Origin of the sequence: Klebsiella sp. BIGb0138 (assembly GCF_004342285.1) — a bacterium.
GTDB lineage: Bacteria > Pseudomonadota > Gammaproteobacteria > Enterobacterales > Enterobacteriaceae > Klebsiella.
Genome location: NZ_SMCV01000001.1, coordinates 463,386 through 484,623, shown reverse-complemented (window position 1 = coordinate 484,623; position 21,238 = coordinate 463,386). Strand labels below are relative to the sequence as shown.

At 44.0% G+C, this 21,238-nt stretch carries 15 protein-coding genes; 12 read left to right on the top strand and 3 right to left on the bottom strand.

The window, feature by feature from the left end; translation table 11 throughout:
* Nucleotides 1-11 precede the first annotated feature (11 nt).
* Nucleotides 12-1,859, top strand: coding sequence for an outer membrane assembly protein AsmA (gene asmA / locus EDF73_RS02330; protein ID WP_132725283.1), 1,848 nt, complete (start codon nucleotides 12-14; stop codon nucleotides 1,857-1,859).
* A gap of 320 nt (nucleotides 1,860-2,179) precedes the next feature.
* Here the strand turns inward: asmA and EDF73_RS27385 are convergent, their stop codons facing one another.
* The 3 genes from EDF73_RS27385 to EDF73_RS02315 all read right to left on the bottom strand — a co-directional run bounded on the left by EDF73_RS27385 (nucleotide 2,180) and on the right by EDF73_RS02315 (nucleotide 5,262).
* A complete protein-coding gene (locus EDF73_RS27385) occupies nucleotides 2,180-2,371 on the bottom strand; it encodes a hypothetical protein (protein WP_165905624.1) in 192 nt (63 codons plus the stop codon).
* A gap of 133 nt (nucleotides 2,372-2,504) precedes the next feature.
* Nucleotides 2,505-2,993: a transposase gene (locus EDF73_RS02320; RefSeq protein WP_087849480.1), complete on the bottom strand. Its 489-nt coding sequence runs from the start codon at nucleotides 2,991-2,993 to the stop codon at nucleotides 2,505-2,507.
* A gap of 682 nt (nucleotides 2,994-3,675) precedes the next feature.
* Complete coding sequence (locus EDF73_RS02315; RefSeq protein WP_132726264.1) at nucleotides 3,676-5,262, bottom strand: TerC family protein; 1,587 nt, start codon at nucleotides 5,260-5,262, stop codon at nucleotides 3,676-3,678.
* Nucleotides 5,263-6,339: 1,077 nt separating this feature from the next.
* Between EDF73_RS02315 and galF the strand changes: the two genes are divergently transcribed.
* From galF to EDF73_RS02260, 11 genes are all read left to right on the top strand, one after another.
* Nucleotides 6,340-7,230 (top strand): GalU regulator GalF, encoded by an 891-nt coding sequence (galF, locus tag EDF73_RS02310; protein ID WP_132725280.1) that lies wholly within the window; start codon nucleotides 6,340-6,342, stop codon nucleotides 7,228-7,230.
* 470 nt (nucleotides 7,231-7,700) lie between these two features.
* The gene (locus EDF73_RS02305) at nucleotides 7,701-8,330 is read left to right on the top strand and encodes a phosphatase PAP2 family protein (RefSeq protein WP_132725277.1); all 630 of its coding nucleotides are present in this window, start codon (nucleotides 7,701-7,703) and stop codon (nucleotides 8,328-8,330) included.
* Nucleotides 8,331-9,295: 965 nt separating this feature from the next.
* Nucleotides 9,296-10,729 (top strand): capsule assembly Wzi family protein, encoded by a 1,434-nt coding sequence (locus tag EDF73_RS02300; protein ID WP_132725274.1) that lies wholly within the window; start codon nucleotides 9,296-9,298, stop codon nucleotides 10,727-10,729.
* 135 nt (nucleotides 10,730-10,864) lie between these two features.
* On the top strand, nucleotides 10,865-12,004 hold the full coding sequence (locus EDF73_RS02295) for a polysaccharide export protein (RefSeq protein WP_132725271.1): 1,140 nt from the start codon (nucleotides 10,865-10,867) through the stop codon (nucleotides 12,002-12,004).
* Entirely contained in the window at nucleotides 12,004-12,438 is a 435-nt protein-coding gene (locus EDF73_RS02290) for a protein tyrosine phosphatase (RefSeq protein ID WP_277629098.1), read from the top strand. The genes EDF73_RS02295 and EDF73_RS02290 overlap by 1 nt, the downstream gene beginning before the upstream one ends.
* Before the next feature lie 17 nt (nucleotides 12,439-12,455).
* Nucleotides 12,456-14,612 carry a polysaccharide biosynthesis tyrosine autokinase gene (locus EDF73_RS02285; RefSeq protein ID WP_132725265.1) on the top strand — a complete coding sequence of 719 codons (2,157 nt, stop codon included), beginning with the start codon at nucleotides 12,456-12,458 and terminating at the stop codon, nucleotides 14,610-14,612.
* Between the two features lie 64 nt (nucleotides 14,613-14,676).
* A complete protein-coding gene (locus EDF73_RS27380; protein WP_165905623.1) occupies nucleotides 14,677-15,957 on the top strand; it encodes a hypothetical protein in 1,281 nt (426 codons plus the stop codon).
* 97 nt (nucleotides 15,958-16,054) lie between these two features.
* Nucleotides 16,055-17,128 carry a glycosyltransferase gene (locus tag EDF73_RS02275; RefSeq protein WP_165905622.1) on the top strand — a complete coding sequence of 358 codons (1,074 nt, stop codon included), beginning with the start codon at nucleotides 16,055-16,057 and terminating at the stop codon, nucleotides 17,126-17,128.
* Between the two features lie 148 nt (nucleotides 17,129-17,276).
* Nucleotides 17,277-18,737, top strand: a complete 1,461-nt coding sequence (locus tag EDF73_RS02270; RefSeq protein WP_132725256.1) for a hypothetical protein — start codon at nucleotides 17,277-17,279, stop codon at nucleotides 18,735-18,737.
* 19 nt (nucleotides 18,738-18,756) lie between these two features.
* Complete coding sequence (locus tag EDF73_RS02265) at nucleotides 18,757-19,749, top strand: polysaccharide pyruvyl transferase family protein (RefSeq protein WP_132725253.1); 993 nt, start codon at nucleotides 18,757-18,759, stop codon at nucleotides 19,747-19,749.
* A gap of 72 nt (nucleotides 19,750-19,821) precedes the next feature.
* Entirely contained in the window at nucleotides 19,822-21,237 is a 1,416-nt protein-coding gene (locus EDF73_RS02260; protein WP_132725250.1) for a mannose-1-phosphate guanylyltransferase/mannose-6-phosphate isomerase, read from the top strand.
* The last annotated feature ends 1 nt before the right edge of the window (nucleotide 21,238 follow it).

The following is a 21,238-nucleotide window of genomic DNA, read 5'->3' as shown; positions in this document are numbered from 1 at the left end:
CTGAGGGTGCCATGAGACGAATTCTGACGACGCTGATGATCTTACTGGCGGTAGTTGTCGCCGGGCTAACCGCGTTGGTATTGCTGGTCAATCCCAACGATTTTCGCGCCTATATGGTGCACAAGGTGGCGGAGCGTAGCGGTTATCAGCTCGAACTCGATGGCCCACTGCGCTGGCACGTCTGGCCGCAGCTGAGCATCCTCTCAGGCCGCATGACGCTAACGGCGCCGGGGGCCGCCGAACCGGTGGTGCGAGCTGACAATATGCGTCTGGATGTCGCGCTCATGCCGCTCATTTCCCATCAGCTGCAGGTCAAGCAGGTGATGCTCAAAGGCGCAGTGATTCAGCTGACGCCGCAGACCGAAGCCGTGCGTGACCAGGATGCGCCGGTGGTGCCTCACGACAATACGCTGCCGCAGGTCCCGGAAGACCGCGGTTGGTCATATGATGTCCGGCAGTTGCAGATTGCCGACAGCGTCCTCTTTTTCCAGCATGAAAACGGCGAACAGGTGACGGTTCGCGATATTCATCTGCAGATGGATCAGGATGAAAATCATCACGCCACCCTCGACTTTTCCGGGCGGGTCAATCGTGACCAGCGTGATTTAGCCCTTTCTTTATCCGCTGAGGTTCAGGGCGGCGACTATCCCCACTCTTTGAAAGCAGATATCTCTCAACTCAACTGGCAGCTGAGCGGGGCCGAACTGCCGGCGGAGGGCGTCAGCGGCCAGGGCAGCATGCAGGCGAGCTGGCTGGAGGATGAGAAAAAAATCAGCTTCGATAATCTCAATCTGACGGCGAACGGCAGCAACATTGCCGGGAATGCCAGCGTGGTGTTAGGCGAACAGGCGGACTGGCAGCTTAATCTTCATGCCAACATGCTCAATCTGGATAGCCTGCTGGCTCAGGCCACGCCGGCAACCGACGCCTCGGTCAATCAACAGGGGCAAAGTCAGCCAAGACAGCTGCGGCCGGTGATTGCCAATAGCGACATTCAGGAAGATTACGCGAGCCTGCGCAGCTTTAACGCCCACCTGTCGCTGACCGCCGATCGGTTGCAGTGGCGCGGGATGAACTTTAGCGGGGTGAAGAGCGATATCAGCAATCAGCAGGGGCTGTTGACGGTGAACCAGCTGCAGGGCAACCTCGACGGCGGAACGTTATCGCTGCCCGGCTCGTTGGATGCCCGGGGCAAAACGGCGCAGGCCTCTTTCCAGCCGAAGCTGGACAACGTTGAGATTAGTTCTCTGCTGAAAGCGTTTAATTACTCGCTCAACCTGACCGGCAAGCTCTCATTAAGCGGAGATTTCGCCGGCGAAAGAATCGATGCCGATGATTTCCGTCGCCGCTGGCAGGGTGAGGCGCAGATTCAAATGGCCGATACCCGCACCGAAGGGCTCAACTTCCAGCAGCTGGTGCAGCAGGCCGTGCAGCGCAGCACCAATGTGCAGGCTCAGGAAAACTACGATAACGCCACTCAGCTGGACTCGATGAGCAGCGAATTGCAGCTGACTCACGGCCAGGTGACCTTAAAGAGCCTGCAGGGACAGTCTAAGATGATGGCGCTGACCGGGCAGGGCGACCTGAACCTGCTGAAAGAAGAGTGCGATATGCGCTTTAACGTGCGCGTCCTGGGCGGCTGGCGAGGCGAAAACAAGCTCATCGATAGGCTCAAACAAACCGCCATTCCGCTGCGTATCTACGGCAAGTGGAACGAGCTGAGCTATAGCCTGCAGGTCGATCAGATCCTGCGCAAACAGCTGCAGGATGAAGCAAAACAGCGACTTAACGATTGGATGGATCGCAATAAAAATACCCAGGATGGCAAAGACGTGAAGAAGCTCCTCGATAAGCATTAACCGCTTTGACCTGCTGCTGGACTCCCGGATAGCGGCGTAACCGCCTTATCCGGGCTACGCGATCGCATTCGCTCCGTAGCCCCGGTAAGCGCAGCGTGACCGGGGAAGCTGTCCCGGATAGCGGCGTAACCGCCTTATCCGGGCTACGCGATCGCATACGCTTTGTAGCCGCGGTAAGCGCAGCGCGACCGGGGGAGGTTGTCCCGGATAGCGGCGTACCGCCTTATCCGGGCTACGCGATCGCATACGCTTTGTAGCCCCGGTAAGCGCAGCGCGACCGGGGAAGCTGTCCCTGATAGCGGCGTACCGCCTTATCCGGGTTACGCGATCGCATTCGCTTCGTAGCCGCGGTAAGCGCAGCGCGACCGGGGAAAGCGGTCCCGGATAGCGGCGTACCGCCTTATCCGGGCTACGCGATCGCATTCGCTTTGTAGCCGCGGTAAGCGCAGCGCGACCGGGGAAAGCGGTCCCGGATAGCGGCGTACCGCCTTATCCGGGCTACGCGATCGCATACGCTTTGTAGCCCCGGTAAGCGCAGCGTGACCGGGGAAAGCGGTCCCGGATAGCGGCGTACCGCCTTATCCGGGCTACGCGATCGCATTCGCTCCGTAGCCGCGGTAAGCGCAGCGCGACCGGGGACGGTCATCAACGTTCGCCGCAGGTGAAATCATCCACCTCTCCGCTCCAGTTAGCGGGATATAGCCCGCGCCGGACATCCCGATGAAAGGTTGAAAATGGCCAGTCCTGTATCTGTTTTACCCAGCCATGTTTGAACGGATTCATGTAGATGTAATCGACGTGACGGCGATAATCCTGCTGATTGCGAATCGTATGTTCCCAGAAACGAGGCTGCCAGACGTTATTCTGTCTTAATGTTCTGGAAAATCCTCCTTTTATGTCCCGCCAGCGTGCCGAAAAATCACAGTCGTTGTCCGGCAAGGTCCAGATGCAATGCAGGTGCTCCGGAAGTACAACCCAGGCGTCGATATAAAAAGGTTTTTGCCGTTTAACGGTCATAATCGCGTGACGTAAGGCCGCGACCTGCTGAGTCAGAAGCGCGCTTTTCCTGTTGCGTAAATTGACGGTAAAAAACCAGGTTGCACCATGAATATAGTTGCGGCGATAGGCGACCAAAGAAGGCTCCTTATGTGAGATGTGGTCTCTGCAGCGGGAGAATAAATTGGGATAAGCGCGTAGGCCATGAACAGTGGAAAGGATTGGAAAATGGCTCGCAAAATGCCGGTAAGCGCAGCGCGACCGGGGGAGGCGGGCCAGATGCTGAACGCGGGTTTAACGGTTATCACCAGGGGCTTTCCCGGATAGCGGCGCAAGCGCCTTATTCGGGCTACGCGATTGCACTCGCCCTGTAGCCCCGGCAAGCGCAGCGCGACCGGAGGAGGCGGGCCAGATGCTGAATGCGGGTTTAACGGTTATCACCGATAGCTTCCCGGATAGCGGCGTAAGCGCATTATCCGGGCTACGCGATTGCACTCGCCCTGTAGCCCCGGTAAGCGCAGCGCGACCGGGGGAAAGCAGGCCAGATGCTGAATGCGGGTTTAACGGTTATCACCGATAGCTTCCCGGATAACGGCGCAAGCGCCTTATCCGGGCTACGCGATCGCATACGCTTCGTAGCCCCGGTAAGCGCAGCGCGACCGGGGGAGGCGGGCCAGATGCTGAATGCGGGTTTAACGGTTATCACCAGGGGCTTTCCCGGATAGTGGCGCAAGCGCCTTATCCGGGCTACGCGATCGCATACGCATCGTAGCCCCGGTAAGCGCAGCGCGACCGGGGAGTATCCGGCGGCTGCGGGCAATTACACTTCGTCACTCAATTCGTCATCCTGCGGCGGCGGCGGGATAATCTGCACTTTCTGCACCCGATGGCTTTCTACCTGCAGCGTCCGCAGAATATAGTCGCCAATTTTCACCTCTTCCCCGGCTGCAGGCACATGCTGTAGATTCTCCATCAGCAGGCCGGCAATCGTGTGATATTCGCGTTTCTCGTCCAGCGGCAGGGGAATGTACTGCACCAAATCTTCCAGCGGCATATGCCCATTTGCCGTCCAGCTGCCGTCAGGATTTTTGGTGATATCGTGGCGGGCATCGGTCTCTTCCGCTTCGTTTGGTAAGTTGCCGGCAATGGTTTCCATTACATCGCTCAACGTCACCAGCCCTTCAACGGAACCAAATTCATCCACCACGAAGGCAAAATGGGTCCGGGCATGGCGAAACTGCTCCAGCGCCGGCAGCAGAGGCAGCGTTTCCGGGAATACCAGCGGCTGACGTAGCAGAACATGCAAATCAAGCGGTTCATGGCGCAGTGACTGTTGCAGAAGGTCGATAACGTGGACGACGCCAAGCAAATCTTCATCATCTTGCCCACCGGTCACCACCAGGCGGGTATGCTGGTTTTTCTCCAGCAGCGCGCGAATTTCATCTTCCGGCGCGCTGAGATCGATATGCTCAATATCGTGACGCGACGTCATAATGCTGCTGACGGTACGTTGGTTGAGGTTCAGCACCCGCTCAATCATCCGGCGTTCCTGCGGATTGAACAGCGGCGCGTCCTCCTGATTGACGATCAGCGCAGCGGTGTCCGTATTCAGCTCGGCATTCTCCTTATGGCCGCTGAGCAGATTCATCACCGCTTCGGTTGTTCGTTGCCGCAGAGTGAGATTAGCGGAGAGGAAGCGCCTGCGGTTGAACAGCGCCAGCTGGTTTAGCGACTCAATGATCACGGAGAAGCCAATCGCCGCGTACAGATAACCTTTCGGGATCGGGAAGCCGAACCCTTCGGCGATCAGGCTAAAGCCGATCATTAACAGGAAGCTGAGACATAAGATAACGATCGTCGGGTGACTGTTAACAAAGCGGGTTAACGCCTTGCTGGCAAGCAGCATCAGACTCATGGCGATAACCACAGCCGCCATCATCACTGCCAGATGATCCACCATGCCGACCGCGGTAATCACTGAGTCGAGCGAGAAGATGGCATCCAGCACGACAATCTGCGCCACAACGCCCCAGAACTGCGCTCCTTTACGCTGAACCGGATTATCGCTGTCTTTGCCTTCGAGGCGTTCATTAAGCTCGACCGTGGCTTTAAACAGCAGAAACAGTCCGCCGAACAGCATGATCAGGTCGCGGGCGCTGAAGCTGAGGTCATGGAAGGTGAACAGCGGTTTTGTCAGGGTGACTAACCAGGAAATCGATGCCAGCAGCAGCAGGCGCATCAACATCGCCAGCAGCAGGCCGACGACGCGCGCGCGGTCGCGCTGTGCCGGTGGGAGCTTTTCGGCGAGAATGGCAATAAAAACCAGGTTATCAATACCGAGGACCAGCTCTATAACCACCAACGTTATGAGACCGGCCCAAATAGAGGGGTCGGCAATCCATTCCATCATTTGTTAAAACCTATACAACATTAGAGTGCCATCCATCGATCATGGATAAGCTACGGATAAATTGCAATATCCACGTTATCCCGCGCCTTGCGTCGGTATGGGCGCAGGCCACTCCCTCTTACGACAGATTTGTTGGTCCGGGCCACCGACTGGCATCTGTTCCGGGGGTTATGACTTGCCGCCATGACGCAGATTGAATGGCGCGCGTATCTATTCTCGTTCTGTACCCAGTCGCGAAGATAACGTTGGCGATATTCAATCGCATAAAATATAAACGCGCCGGATTATTTTTTATGCGCATAAACTTATTTATAAAGCGAATGATTCATAACGGCCGGATATAAAATATCCCGTTTTGCACAAGACAAATATTGTATGGTATCTCATCTATTTGTTGTGTTTTACTGATGCACCAGCCAGGCGACCAGATGACCTCAGCCGCCGGTTGCTAATAAAACGATTATTTTTAGTAATCAACAGCGAGGCAGGTTTTCATACTACTGAATGTCGGGGCTTGCAAAATATTTTCTGTAATCAGAGGATATCAGCAGACTTAAATGAGATGAGATAAGTGGCGCCGGTTGGCTGGCGAGGATGGAAGGGAAAGGAGCGACGGAGGGCTCAATATGTCATCTACGATGTTTCTGTCAGTCATATCAATGGCTAATGCACTTTATGTGTATTCTTGCTGCATTCCCGGGTTTAAACCACTTATTCCACTATCTTCACATGTTTATTCGATGGGTTACTCTGCCTCAATCATGGCTGAACAGGCGGATTAAGCCCTGCCGGGCGTGAGAATTCATAGGCATATCTTATGATTGATAAGCATAAACCGTCTCAGGAGCTTTGCTCAGTTGGCCTGTCATCGCGGGGCGTTGATGGCATGAGAATTTTCCTAAAGCGACCTGTCGATTCCTATACTTTGCGTGTATTCTCTCATTGAACATGTAATTTCAGAATTTGACGGGAAGTCGGATCGATCGCAACGCTGTAATATCACAGATTGATGCCAGTAGGCGTTGTAATCTGGCTGGCATTGAAAGATTTATCACTATATGGGTGGATAAGAGAATGGCAAGTTTGAAAGCAGTTATTCCGGTAGCAGGATTGGGTATGCATATGTTGCCGGCCACCAAGGCGATTCCAAAAGAGATGCTGCCAATCGTCGATAAGCCAATGATTCAGTACATTGTTGACGAGATTGTTGCCGCCGGGATCAAGGAAATTGTGCTGGTTACCCATTCTTCCAAGAATGCCGTGGAAAACCACTTCGATACTTCCTACGAGCTGGAAGCGCTGCTTGAGCAACGTGTCAAACGTCAGCTATTGGCAGAGGTGCAGTCTATCTGCCCGCCGGGGGTGACGATCATGAACGTACGTCAGGCCCAGCCGCTGGGACTGGGGCACTCGATTCTTTGCGCGCGCCCGGTCGTGGGTGATAACCCCTTTGTCGTTGTCCTGCCGGATATCATATTAGATAACGCCAGCGCCGATCCGCTGCGTTATAACCTCGCCGCGATGGTGGCGCGTTTCAATGAGACAGGGCGCAGCCAGGTGCTGGCGAAAAGAATGGCAGGGGATCTGTCTGAGTATTCGGTCATTCAGACGAAAGAACCGCTGAATGTCGAAGGGCAGGTTGCGCGCATTGTCGAATTTATCGAGAAGCCGGATGAGCCGCAGACGCTGGACTCCGATCTGATGGCCGTCGGGCGCTATGTCCTGTCCGGCGATATATGGGCTGAGCTGGAGCGCACGCAACCGGGCGCATGGGGCCGTATCCAGTTAACGGATGCTATCGCCGAACTGGCGAAGAAGCAGCCCGTCGATGCGATGCTGATGACCGGGGATAGCTACGATTGTGGTAAAAAAATGGGTTATATGCAGGCCTTTGTAAACTACGGGCTGCGTAACCATAAAGAAGGCAGCAAATTCCGCGAAAGCATTAAGAAACTGCTGGCGTAAATACTCAGCGGCGTATAGCAGAAGTGTGAAAATGTAGAGTTTACAGAAGTATGAGGCATGAAACCGAGATGTGTCATGCTTCTGTAGGCAAGCCAGTGGGTAAAATGAGTATATTTAAGATATATATTAATCATTCTATATCAATGGGTTAGTTGTTTTGTAAGGGCAAGGTTGGCGAGGAAGGGAATATCACTTCAGAGACATCCGGTTGTTCTGCCCGCAGCACCATGATGAAATGGTCGGAGTAGCTGAATTTCAGCTTTGCTAATAACCACTTAGTAAGAATTTTCTTAAAAAATATGCGTGCCGCAGGCGGTCATAAAAAAATAAAACTTGACTGAGATCATGCTTACGCATTAAACAACAGTGATGCATGCATAAAAATGTGAAGTTAACGGATGTGTATGCCCATACCGACGTCGTGGAAAAGACATTGCGGACTGGAGATATCGTCAAAGGATGAAAAATAAATGAACTGGCAGTTAGTCTCTTTTTTTGGCGATAGTACCGTGCTGTTACCCAGCGCGGCAGCATTGTTTATCGTTTTATGCCTGCGCACGCCTTCCCGGCAGCTTGCCTGGCAGTGGGGCTTGCTGTTTGGCATTACCGGCGCCATCGTCTGTGCATCCAAGCTGGCCTTTATGGGCTGGGGCCTTGGTATCCGTGAGTTAGATTTCACCGGTTTTAGCGGGCACTCCGCGTTATCTTCGGCCTTCTGGCCCATTTTCCTGTGGCTACTCTGCGCCCGCGGGACACCTTCTCTCCGTCGGGCCTCTGTTGTGGCGGGTTATTCACTGGCTGGGCTGGTTGGCTATTCCCGGCTGGTGATCCATGCGCACTCAACCTCTGAAGTGATCGCCGGGTTACTGCTTGGGGCTTGTTGCAGCGCGCTGTTTCTGTTGCTGCAAACTCGCGCGTCACGCGTTGCTGATGGCCAACTCTCCTGGGGTGGGTTACTTAGCCTGATTTTGATACCTGTAGTGCTGCTAAATACTGGTACCAAAGCACCTACTCAGTCGTTACTGGGGGAGATTGCGGTAAAGATCGGACCACTGGAAAAGCCGTTTACCCGCGCGGATCTGCATAAGGAATTTTACTAAGTTTCTGATTGCCCCAAATTAAGCCTGGTAAATAAATGGATTTGTGATGGATAAGCGTATTTTCATATTGGTGAAATAAATAGCTGATAGTCCATTGTTAACGCAAATTATGATGATGCTCTGTTGCTGAGAAGATTCCTAAATAGCGTAGCGAGCTTTTTCACCGTTTCTTCGTTATGTTTGTCAAGTATAAAAAAATGCTAAAGTCTATTAATTTTTGTAGTTGACGCCCAGGGATGTTATCGATCCAGTAGAGATGCTCGAGATCATAAAGTATATAAAAATCAATTGCTTGGCGATAATTCTTTGTTTGCTGGAATATTGGCGTGATAGTCAGTCACGATATTATTAAATAATCTTATTGACGGAAGCTGTGCTTGTCGGATGAGTGAGGATGACATGTTTTACATGTGTGAATAATTGTCATTTATGCTCCCAATTGCTGACAGAATCTCGTAAACTTGATGCTGCTGAAATTCTTAGTTGTGATTAATAATACGGCAGCATGAAGTCAGTCGAATAAAAAGAAGTACAGTGCATTGGTAGCTGTTAAGCCAAGGGCGGTAGCGTAGCTGAAATCGGCATTCTCAATTCTGTAGTCTCTTCTCCTTACGTTCGAAATTCCTAAAACTTGTTGCCAGAGATGCTTAACTGTAAGAGCCGTATATAATCGCTAATCTCTAAGGCTCAATGGTGCTGGGTGCAACTGACAAATTGTGGCAGCTAGATGTGCTTCATAACAAAACGGGCAGGCCAGTAGCGCGTGAGTTCACTGGCGCGATGAAAGACGGTTCTGAAGAGAGTGCTCAAATATTGAGTCACTTCATACGTTAAAAGATGATGGTTATTGCATCATCGCTGTCGAACAAACATACTACGACTGGCGTCAGCGTGCGCTCTCTATACTCATATTCCCCATCGACTCGCCAGCTTGCGGAAAAGGGGCTAAAAATGGATCTTGTACAATGATGAAAATCGCGCGTATTGCACTTGCTTTAGGGCTGTTGACATCGGTTAGCGCTCAGGTTTATGCCGCTGGTCTGGTGCTGAATGATAATGAACTGCGTAACGATCTCTCCTGGCTTTCCGACCGGGGGGTTATCCATCTCAGTCTTTCTACCTGGCCGCTGAGTCAGGAAGAGATTACCCGGGCGCTGAAAAAAGCTAAACCTTCCTATTCTTCTGAGCAAGTGGTGCTGGCGCGTATTAATCAGCGACTTTCATCTTTAAAAGCCGATTTCCGCGTTAGCGGCTACACCTCGACCGATAAACCAGGAACGCCGCAGGGGTTTGGGCAAAGCCAGCCCGCGGATAGCTCACTTTCTCTGGCCTTTAATAACAGCGGTGAATGGTGGGATGTTCATCTGCAAGGTAATGTCGAAGGTGATGAGCGTATCAGCAATGGTTCGCGCTTCAATGCCAATGGCGCCTACGGTGCGGTGAAATTCTGGAACCAGTGGCTGTCGTTTGGCCAGATGCCGCAGTGGTGGGGGCCTGGCTACGAGGGGAGCCTGATTCGCGGCGACGCAGCCAGACCGATGACCGGTGTTCTGATGCAGCGTGCCGAACAGACAGCGCCGGAGACTTGGTGGCTACGCTGGATTGGCCCCTGGCAGTATCAGATTTCCGCCAGCCAGATGAATCAGTATACCGCTGTACCGCATACTAAAATTATTGGCGGTCGCTTAACCTTCTCTCCGTTCCAGTCACTGGAACTGGGTGCCTCACGCATTATGCAGTGGGGAGGCGAGGGGCGCCCGCAGTCTTTCAGCAGCTTCTGGGATGGTTTTACCGGGCAGGATAATACCGGTACCGATAATGAGCCGGGCAACCAGCTGGCTGGCTTTGACTTTAAATTTAAGTTAGAACCGACTTTGGGCTGGCCGGTAAGCTTCTATGGTCAGATGATCGGTGAAGATGAAGCTGGCGGGTTGCCCTCTGCTAATATGTTTCTCGGGGGGATTGAGGGGCATCACGGCTGGGGGAAAGATGCAATTAACTGGTATATGGAAGCGCATGATACCCGCACTAATATGAGTCGCACAAACTATTCTTACAATCACCGTATTTATAAAGATGGTTACTACCAACAAGGCTATCCTCTTGGCGATAGTATGGGGGGTGATGGTCAGTTATTTGCGGGTAAGGTAGAATTGGTCACTGAAGAGAATCAACGTTGGAGCGCACACTTGGTCTACGCTAAGGTGAACCCGAAAAACCAGACAATTAATAAGGCATTCCCATATTCTGATACATTGAAAGGTGTTCAGCTGGGCTGGAGTGCGGATGTCTATAAATCAGTGCGTCTGAACACTTCACTTTGGTATACCGATGCAGAACACAACGATAGCGATGATATTGGGGCAAGTGCCGGAATTGAGATTCCATTTAATTTATAATCTGAACGTTGCAGGTAGCTGAAAGAGCAAATATTTTATCATTAAGCTCTCTCCATGAAGCCAGTTACGCAGTGACTGTCTAATAGACGGCAGTTCAGGAATAAAAAACTTTTGGTTTACTGATGATGTGACATTATGAAGAAAAAAATTGTAAGGTTTTCTGCGTTAGCTTTGGCAATAGGCTTTTTATCGGGTTGTACAATCATGCCAGGTCAAGGACTCAATAGCCTGCGGAAGAATGTCGTTGAATTACCCGATAGCGATTATGATTTAGATAAGTTGGTTAATCTTTATCCAATGACGCCAGGTCTAATCGAGCAATTACGCCCTGAGAGTGTTGTTGCTCGATCAAATTCTCAACTAGATAATCTGCTCAGAAGCTATGAATATAGAATCGGTGTGGGTGATGTACTTATGGTTACAGTATGGGACCACCCGGAACTGACGACCCCAGCTGGTCAATATCGTAGTGCGAGTGATACAGGTAACTGGGTAAACTCTGATGGTACCATTTTTTACCCATATATAGGTAAAGTGCAGGTGGCTGGTAAAACGCTTAGTCAGGTGCGCCAGGACATTACTAGTCGTCTAACCACCTATATTGAAAGTCCTCAGGTTGATGTGAGTATTGCAGCATTTCGATCGCAAAAAGTTTATGTCACAGGGGAAGTTACAACCTCAGGTAAACAGGCAATAACAAATATACCGCTGACAGTAATGGACGCAATTAATGCTGCTGGGGGATTATCCGCAGATGCAGATTGGAGAAATGTTGTTCTTACGCACAACGGTAAAGATACAAAGATTTCTTTATATGCATTAATGCAAAAGGGAGACCTTACCCAAAATCATCTTTTGTATCCTGGAGATATACTGTTTGTACCACGTAACGATGATCTAAAAGTATTTGTTATGGGAGAAGTTGGGAAGCAGACCACACTGAAGATGGATCGTAGTGGTATGACGTTGGCTGAAGCATTAGGAAATGTGGATGGCATGTCACAGAGTACGAGCGATGCGACAGGGATTTTTGTGATTCGGCAATTAAAAGATAGTAAAGATGGTAAAATTGCCAATATTTATCAGCTCAATGCGCAAGATGCTTCTGCAATGGTTCTCGGGACAGAGTTTAAACTTGAACCATATGATATAGTTTATGTAACTGCTGCTCCGCTTGTACGTTGGAACCGTGTTATTTCACAATTAGTACCAACAATATCAGGTGTACATGACATGACTGAAACTATTCGTTATATAAAGCGATGGCCGAATTAATGTTTAACTCAATCTTAGTTGTATGCACAGGGAATATTTGCCGTTCACCAATAGGTGAGCGATTTCTAATGCGGAAACTAGCAGGTAAAAATATAGCTTCGGCAGGTACAGGGGCTCTAGTTGGACATGCTGCAGATCCAAGTGCAATCAGAATAGCGGAGCAGAATGGATTATCGCTTGATGGACATTTGGGACAGCAGTTTACAGCTTCCCTTGGGCATCAATATGATCTTATTCTGGTAATGGAAAGATATCATCTTGAAAAAATAGGTCGTATCTCTCCTGAGCTGAGAGGGAAAACAATGTTGTTTGGTCATTGGATAGAGCAGCGTGAAATCCCAGATCCGTATCGAAAAAGTGATGAAGCTTTTGCGTCAGTATATCAGTTAATCGAACGAGCAGGCCAATGCTGGGTTGATAAATTAAGCTCATAGTTATCAGGAATAGTTATATGTCTTCTATAATTAATAAAAGTTCAGATAAAGGTTCAGAGGAAATAGAGCTGATAAAGCTGCTCGGTGAATTTATAGATCATCGGAAAATAATTTTTTCAATCACTGCTTTTTTTGTATTGCTATCTGTGTGCTATGTTCTATTTGCAACTCCTGTATATCAAGCAGATGCAATGATTCAAATTGAACAGAAACAAGGGAATGCAATCCTAAGCAATTTAAGCCAGATGCTACCCGATAGTCAGCCAGTCTCAGCGCCTGAAATTGCATTGTTGCAATCTAGAATGATCTTGGGCAAGACCGTTGATGATTTAAATTTGCAGGCTAAGATCACTGAAAACCATTTTCCTGTGTTTGGTAAAGGTTGGTCGAGAATCATGGGGCAAAAACCTGGTGAAATCATTCTCTCACAATTCTTTCTGCCAACCAATTTAGCTAAAGAAAATGATAATGAACTGACTTTGACAGTCGTTGATGAAAATACTTTCAATATATCGGGTAAGACAATTAAATTTACCGGTCATACTGGAACAGTCTTTGATAAAGAAGGTATACTGCTTAAGGTCGATAAAATCGATGCTACACCTGGGACTGAGTTCACAGTCACTTATCTTACAAAGTTACAAGCAATTGCTGCGTTACAGAGAAATTTTACTGTTGGCGATGTGAGTAAAGACAGTGGAATGCTTCAATTAACCTATGAAGATACTAATGAAAACTTAGCCCAAAAAATACTCCAAAGCATTAGTGATAATTATTTGGCACAAAATGTCGCTCTACAGGCTGCCCAGGATGAGAAAAGTCTTGATTTTTTGAATAAGCAGCTCCCTATTGTTCAGAATGATTTAGATCGCGCAGAAGATTTACTAAATAATTATCGGCGAAAAAAAGATTCAGTTGATCTATCTATGGAGGCTAAATCCGTCCTAGATCAAATTGTAAATGTCGATAATCAACTAAATGAGTTAACCTTTAAAGAAGCAGAAATATCGCAGCTTTTTACAAAAGAGCATCCAACGTATAAAGCTCTGATGGAAAAGAGAAAGACACTTCAGGATGAAAAAGAAAAATTAAATCAACGAGTTTCTTTAATGCCTGAAACGCAACAGCAAGTGTTGCGACTTAGTCGAGATGTTGATTCCGGTAAAGCGGTATATATGCAATTACTTACTAAGCAGCAGGAGTTAAGTATTGCAAAATCAAGTGTTATAGGCAATGTACGTATTGTTGATAATGCGATAACGCAACCAAAGCCAGTAAAACCAAACGTCATTTTGGTGGTTTTTGCAGGTTTCGTCATAGGTTTGATCATTTCTTCAGCTCTAGTATTGCTTCGTATCTTTATTAGAAAAGGTGTTGAATCTCCAGAACAGCTCGAAGAGTTAGGTGTAAATGTATACGCCAGTGTTCCTGTGTCTGAAAGTTTACTTAAAAAGACAACTCGCAATAAGAATATTACATCGTTCGATAATGGTCCATTAGCAATTGAGAACCCAGCAGATCTGGCTATTGAGGCTATCCGAGGGTTAAGAACGAGTCTCCATTTTGCTATGATGGAGGCAAAAAATAAAATTTTGATGATTTCGGGTGCAACACCAAGTGCAGGGAAAACGTTTATTAGTTCGAATCTAGCGGTTATTGTAGCAACTACTGGTAAAAAAGTGTTGTTAATAGATGCTGACATGCGGAAAGGTTATGTGCATAAGCTTTTTTCTGTGGATAATGAAAATGGATTATCAAACTATTTATCAGGTAAAACCTCATTAGCAGATGTTGTTAAAAGAACGAAATATGAAGGAATAAGCTTTATATCTAGAGGGATGGTTCCACCTAATCCAGCTGAGCTATTAATGCATTCTCGTTTTGAAGAACTAGTACGGTGGGCAAATGACAATTATGATATTGTTATAATAGACACTCCACCTGTACTAGCGGTAACCGATCCCGTTATTATTGGCAGGTATGCTGGCACTGTACTATTGGTAGCTAGATTTGAACAGAATACAATAAAAGAAATCGAAATTAGTGTCAGACGTTTTGAGCAGAATGGTATCCAAATTAAAGGAGCTATTTTGAATGGTTTGGTTAAAAGAGCAAGTAGCTATTATGGTTATGGATATAATCATTACGGCTATGAATATAAAGATAAAAAATAGATGAGGAATGGCATAGTACCTCTTTGGTGCTATGCCAGGTTTATGTATTTTTGTTGGATATAAAATGAATACTTTAAGTAAAAATAGAAAGCTAATAGCATTTTTATATGCAACATTAGTGCTTTTTGCATGCACAAGTATTTTTAGTTTATTAGCAGTAAAAATAGATTTCATGCTGCTAAGGATATGGAAGGAAATTGCTGTAATTGGTTGTTATATTGTTTGTGTGATAACATTAATATTAAAGAGGAAAATTAATAAAAAAATACTCATACTGTCAGTACTCTTACCAGTTTATGTAATGGCTATCTATATTTTAACGTCTTTAGATGATAATAGGACGCTTGTGTTCTATAAAATGAAGTCAGATATAGTGCCTTTCTTGTTTCCTTTAGCATTCTTCTGCTTAATTGATAATAATTATCAAGCCAACGTCGTATATAGAAAAATATGTAAGATTCTTGTGTGGATTGGAGTTATAAACTCTTTTTTGATATTTGTTCAAAGGATGTTTAGCTCATGGTTTCTCGTGTTCTTACAAATTGATGATATGAATAACCAAGCTGGTGCATCCGGACTTAGACTCGATAATGTAGATTCAGGGCTACGAGCCATGGGCTCTATGACGACGTTTATTAATTCCGGAACATTAATGATCTTTTGTATTTTTATTGTTATGGAGTCGGGGTTCTTTAACCGATTCCAAAAAATGATATATTTTATTTTATTTACAATTGCTGCTGTTATGACTACATACAAAACGGCAATGGTTGCTCTATCACTATACATACCAATAAAATTTATTTTGATGTTTGTTAGAGGAAATATAAATAAAAAAATATTTATTGGGATGTTTACCTTTATTGTATTTATTGTTATGACTATTTCCTTTAACTCAATGTTTGTATACAATAAAATAAAAGATACAAAATTGCGCGATGCAGCATATAACTCCATATATTTAAGGGTTGCACAGCATCAAAATATCTTTAATGATGTTCAAAGCAAATCACTTTTGACCGGGGTTGGTGTTGGCGTGAATGGAACCCAGGGGCCTCCAGAGGTAAAAAGTAAATATAGCAGTAAGCCTTTGGATAGTGGATACATTTCATTATTGAGCAATTACGGCCTTTTGGGGGTCACCGTTTATTTAATCATTTTTCTAATCGTACTAATTGTGTGTGTGTTCAGAGATTGCTTGGGAGATATGTTAGCTTGTTTTTTAATATTTTTCCATGTTGGAGTGGAGTTTTTCGCAAATAATATGCTAGCGAACTTTCCATTGAACGTGTATTTTTCGGTACTTATAGGCTTTTCATTGTTATATAGGAAAGAAAAAGAATAGAGTTTATAACATATATATTTATTCTCAAAATTAAAATGGAGGTTAAATGATATTTTATTGTGAAACAAGATTGTTCAGCGGGCAGGAAAGAATGTTTATGACTGCAGCATGTCATATATCAAAGAAAGAACAATGTTTTTTGGTGATCAATGAAAATAACAATGACGGAATTGCCTTTGCCAAAGCAGAAGGATGCTTCCATGAAATAAAAACCATATCCGACTTTAAAGAAAACTTTTCTTCTATAACCGTTTGGTTCAGATGGCTAAAAATATTTGAACTATATCGTTTTTTTTTAGAAAAACAAGATACTGTATGCGTCTCACAGGGCAGAATTGAATCTGGGAATATCGGCTTAATTGCCGCAAAATTAGCTCGACTTAAAACTATATCCTATATTCCTATGGTGCATAGTCATAGAGAGATGGGGGGAGAGAGTATAGTAAATAAAATAAAGGATTTGTTATGTAAACCTTTATATCATCTGCCAGATAGTTTTATCACTATTAGTCATTCAGTCAAAAAAGAATTAACCAAGAAGTGCAACGTACCTATTAGTGTTGTTGAGAATTTTGTGCAGCAAAAAAAAAAATCAATAATGAAGTTGGAACCACCATTTTTCACAGACCCCTCAATATACAAGATATTGATTCCTGGCCGATTACTTAATAAACAGAAAGGGCAGCTTGATTTTATTAATGTGTTTAAAGAAATAAAAAATAAAGTCAATAAAAAAGCTGTATGCTATATCGTCGGTGATGGCCCAGATTATTCTATGTTTGATAATGAAATAGGGAAGGAAAAATTAAAAGGTTCAATTTTTTTATTAGGTAATCGTGATGATCTTCTCAATATTATGGCCGGAAGTGATTTGGTAGTCTTGCCTTCTAGATTCGAAGGCGTACCATTGGTTTTACTCGAAGCCGCATCGTTAAATGCAAATGTATTAGCATCTGATATTATAGGATTTAATGATTACTTACCACAATGTAATCTATTTGTTGCCAAGAATCTGGAGTCACTTAAAACTAAAACCATTGAGAAAATAAATAATCCCGATTCAACTGGCCAATATCGTAAAGAGCTTATAGAACTGATACAAAGAAGAGAATGTGATTTCACAAATGACTATTATATTGCTATTTCATTACTTCGTTCAAATCGTAATTAAATAATTTTCTAGAAGAGTTTGTCGATATTTTATAATGCTAGTTTCTAATGTTTGGAGATCAAACAAGGTTGGGTGAAATTTGTCTAGTGATAATAATAAAAGAATAGCAAAGAACACAATAATGCTTTATATGAGAATGATCTTAATTATGATCGTTTCTTTATATACATCAAGAATATTATTGGAAGCATTAGGTGTTAGAGATTTAGGGATCTATAGTATTATCGCCGGAGTAATTATACTTTTTGGGTTTATACAAAATGTAACTACATTGGGTACACAAAGATTTCTTTCCGTGGGGCTAGGTAAAGAAGATTTTTCGTGGACAAACAAAGCATTTAATACCAGTATTATAGTCCATATACTAATTGCATTAGTTGTATTTATCTTGGGAGAAACTATAGGATTATGGTTTGTAAATACACATCTAAGTATCCCCGCAGATAGAATAGATGATGTTACATGGGTTTTCCAATTTGCACTCTTTGCATTGTTAGTCCAGCTACTACAGACCCCCTATGTTGCTGCGATGATAGCTTGTGAAAAAATGGATGTCTATGCGAAAATTGGTATTATTGATGCGTTGCAAAGATGGTTTGTAGTTTTCATATTAACTCAATTTGATTTTGCTGATAAACTAAAAAGTTATTCAGTATTTGTTTTCTTAGGATTTCTCTTCGTATTTTTTTGTTATTTCATATTTAGCATAAAAAAATTCGAGATTTGTCAGTTAAACTTAAAAATTGACAAAGAAATGTTATCAGAGATGTTTTCATTTTCAAGTTGGACATTGTTAGGTTCATTAAGTGTTGTCGCTTTATCTCAAGGAATCGCAATTTTAGTCAATATTGTAAGTGGGGTAATTGCTAATGCATCATTAGGCCTGTCTGAACAGGTTCTGATGGCTATCAATCGCCTTACAGGTAATTTTCAGACAGCATTCAACCCTCAAATTATTAAATCATATGTTGCAGGAAATACTTTATATCTACATAGCTTACTTTCACAATCAAGCAAACTTTCATTTGCGTTGGTATTGTTGGCTGTGACACCATTGTATGTCGATACGCATTATATTTTATATCTTTGGCTTGATAATGTTCCTCAATATTTAGATTCTTTAGTGAAAGTAATTTGTATATACATATTAATTGATTGCTTATCTGGACCTTTTGTTACCGTAATCTATGCGGTTGGTAATTTAAAACGCTATCAATTGACGATTAGTCTTGTGATGCTTATAAACCTCATGCTGGCTGCTATATTAGTATATATTAAAGCACCTCTGTATATGGTAGTTATGAGTAGAGTCAGTTGTGTGTTAATTCTATTGTTATATCGATTTCATGTCGTAGGACGATTGATTAATTTTGGACTTAGAGAATACCTACTGAAAATAGTATTACGTTTAATATTTGTAGGCGGAGGGGCATTTGCTATTGTTTCTTTTATAAATAAATATTTAAGAGAAGATATAATTGGATTATTATCTTTAATAGTGTTATCAACATGTATAATTTCTTTTCTTTTCTACTTTATTGCCTTCACTAAAAGTGAGAGAGCATTTTGTAAGGAAAAGGCAAAGTTTATTTGGCTAAAATTGTTTTAATTTAAACTAAGGTGAAGAAATGAGTAAGTTTGGTGTGATTGTGTATGAAGGCGGTGAGTTTGAGAAGGCAAATTTATTAAATCTTGGGGACTATGTCCAAAGTACAGCAGCGAAACAATTCCTTCCACGTGTAGATGAATATATTACGCGGGAAGGGATGCATTTATATAACAATGACACTGTTAAAATGATTATGAATGCCTGGTATATGGCAAACCCTGAAAATTTTCCACCTTCGAAAAAGATAGATCCATTATATGTATCATTGCATCTAAATTCATCCATCATTGATAAAATATTTAGGCCAGAAGTAGTAGAGCATTTCAAAGCACATCAACCAATTGGATGTCGTGATAATCATACAAGGGACCTTTTAATTTCGAAGGGAGTAGATGCATATTATTCAGGATGCATGACTTTAACTCTGGGTAATACATATAAGAGAACCGAAGTTAGCAATGAAGTCATTTTTGTCGATATTATGCATGATTCTTTGACACTTAAGAAGTTGTTGAAACAACCATTACGCTTGGGGAAAAGAATTCTAACAGGAAGAATAAAAGAACTTGTAGTGCGTCGTAATATCCTTCAAAAATATTTTGATGATGAAGTTCTTGATAATGCAACTTACATTGATCAAATGGTCCCATATATTAATGCAGATGAAGGTTTCAAAATGGCAGATGAGTACTTAAAACGTCTGGCAGCTGCTCGTTTTGTTGTAACATCAAGAATTCATACAGCCTTGCCATGCTTGGCAATGGGTACCCCAGTGATTTTTGTTAATGGTGGATTTAAAACGAAAGTTGACAAATGTCGCTTTGATGGTTTGTTTGATTTCTTCAATCGCATAGATGTTGATGGAAAAGGTGAGTCTTCAATTAATTTTTCTTTCAATGGTGATAAAATAGGAATGAATACAGAGCTGAGTAATAAAGACTTGCATGTTCCATTTGCAAATGAATTAATAGCTAAATGCAAACAATTTACAGGTATTGATGCTAAGTTATAAATACATATATCTTTTGTTATAGAATAAGTATTACCTGAGATTGAAAATATCAAAAATTTTTAGGGAGATACTATGATACTTCCAGTTATTATGGCCGGTGGAACGGGTAGTCGTCTTTGGCCATTGTCAAGAGAGCTTTTTCCAAAACAATACCTTCGTCTTAGCGGTGATGATTCAATGCTGCAGGAAACAATATTAAGGTTGGAGGGGCTAAACACATCTGCACCGATCATCATATGCAATGAACAACATCGCTTTCTTGCTGCTGAACAATTACGCCAAATCGGGCAGTTAAAAAATAATATAATTCTTGAGCCAGTAGGTAGAAATACAGCACCTGCGGTAGCTCTTGCTGCTTTAAGTGCAATTAACAAAAATGATGAAGATCCATTACTTTTGGTGCTTGCAGCAGATCATGTAATAGAAGATATAGACTCGTTTCATATGGCAATAAATAAAGCTATTAGTTATGCTGATGGTGGCAAACTAGTAACTTTTGGAATTGTAGCAACAGGTCCTGAGACTGGCTACGGATATATTCAGCGTGGTGAGCAATCCGGTTCTGATGGATATAATGTATGTCGTTTTGTTGAAAAACCAGATATTACAACAGCGCAAACATATTTAGATAGTGGTGAATATTACTGGAACAGTGGTATGTTCCTTTTTAGGGCAAAAAGATATTTGGAAGAGTTGAGAAAATATCGTCCAGATATATTGGATGTATGTATAGATGCCATACAAAACGTAAATAAAGATTCAATAGAGGATTTTGTCAGAGTTTCAGAGAGGGTATTCGCGAGCTGCCCAGATGAATCTATTGATTATGCTGTTATGGAAAAGACAACAGATGCTGTTGTTATTCCACTAAATGCGGGTTGGAACGACGTAGGCTCTTGGTCTGCTTTATGGGAAGTCAGTGAAAGAGATAAAAATAATAATTCACTCTCTGGTGATATTTTCACTCATAATGCGAGGGATTGTTATATTAAGAGTGAGGATACACTTGTAGCTGCAATTGGAGTTGATAATTTAGTTATTATAAATACTAAAGATGCAGTATTAGTAATTGATAAGTCGCAAGTTCAGGATGTAAAAAAGGTAGTAGAGTATCTTAAGACTAATTTACGCCGTGAATACAAATTGCATCGCGAATCATATCGTCCGTGGGGTAGGCATGACGAAATAGTCAATACTAAAAAATATCATATCAACAAGGTAACTGTAAAACCGGGTGGGAAGTTTTCTTTGCAACGTCATCTGCATCGAGCAGAACATTGGGTTATTTTATCCGGGACTGCAGAAGTAACATTGGATGATAAGGTTTTTTTATTGACTGAAAACCAGTCTACGTTTATTCCAGCTGGTTCAATTCATATGTTGGAAAATCCGGGAAAAATCCCTCTTGAACTATTAGAAATTGAATCCGGTTCATATTTGGGTGATGACGATATCATTCGTTTAAAAGATCATTATGGTCAAGGGTAAA

Bases quoted from the DNA above. Each gene is read 5' to 3' on its own strand.
- asmA (WP_132725283.1), top strand. From the start codon at position 12: ATGAGACGAATTCTGACGACGCTGATGATCTTACTGGCGGTAGTTGTC.
- EDF73_RS27385 (WP_165905624.1), bottom strand. From the start codon at position 2,371: ATGCGATCGCGTAGCCCGGATAAGGCGGTACGCCGCTATCCGGGACCG.
- EDF73_RS02315 (WP_132726264.1), bottom strand. From the start codon at position 5,262: ATGGAATGGATTGCCGACCCCTCTATTTGGGCCGGTCTCATAACGTTG.
- galF (WP_132725280.1), top strand. From the start codon at position 6,340: ATGGCAAGTTTGAAAGCAGTTATTCCGGTAGCAGGATTGGGTATGCAT.
- EDF73_RS02305 (WP_132725277.1), top strand. From the start codon at position 7,701: ATGAACTGGCAGTTAGTCTCTTTTTTTGGCGATAGTACCGTGCTGTTA.
- EDF73_RS02300 (WP_132725274.1), top strand. From the start codon at position 9,296: ATGATGAAAATCGCGCGTATTGCACTTGCTTTAGGGCTGTTGACATCG.
- EDF73_RS02295 (WP_132725271.1), top strand. From the start codon at position 10,865: ATGAAGAAAAAAATTGTAAGGTTTTCTGCGTTAGCTTTGGCAATAGGC.
- EDF73_RS02290 (WP_277629098.1), top strand. From the start codon at position 12,004: ATGTTTAACTCAATCTTAGTTGTATGCACAGGGAATATTTGCCGTTCA.
- EDF73_RS02285 (WP_132725265.1), top strand. From the start codon at position 12,456: ATGTCTTCTATAATTAATAAAAGTTCAGATAAAGGTTCAGAGGAAATA.
- EDF73_RS27380 (WP_165905623.1), top strand. From the start codon at position 14,677: ATGAATACTTTAAGTAAAAATAGAAAGCTAATAGCATTTTTATATGCA.
- EDF73_RS02275 (WP_165905622.1), top strand. From the start codon at position 16,055: ATGACTGCAGCATGTCATATATCAAAGAAAGAACAATGTTTTTTGGTG.
- EDF73_RS02270 (WP_132725256.1), top strand. From the start codon at position 17,277: ATGATCGTTTCTTTATATACATCAAGAATATTATTGGAAGCATTAGGT.
- EDF73_RS02265 (WP_132725253.1), top strand. From the start codon at position 18,757: ATGAGTAAGTTTGGTGTGATTGTGTATGAAGGCGGTGAGTTTGAGAAG.
- EDF73_RS02260 (WP_132725250.1), top strand. From the start codon at position 19,822: ATGATACTTCCAGTTATTATGGCCGGTGGAACGGGTAGTCGTCTTTGG.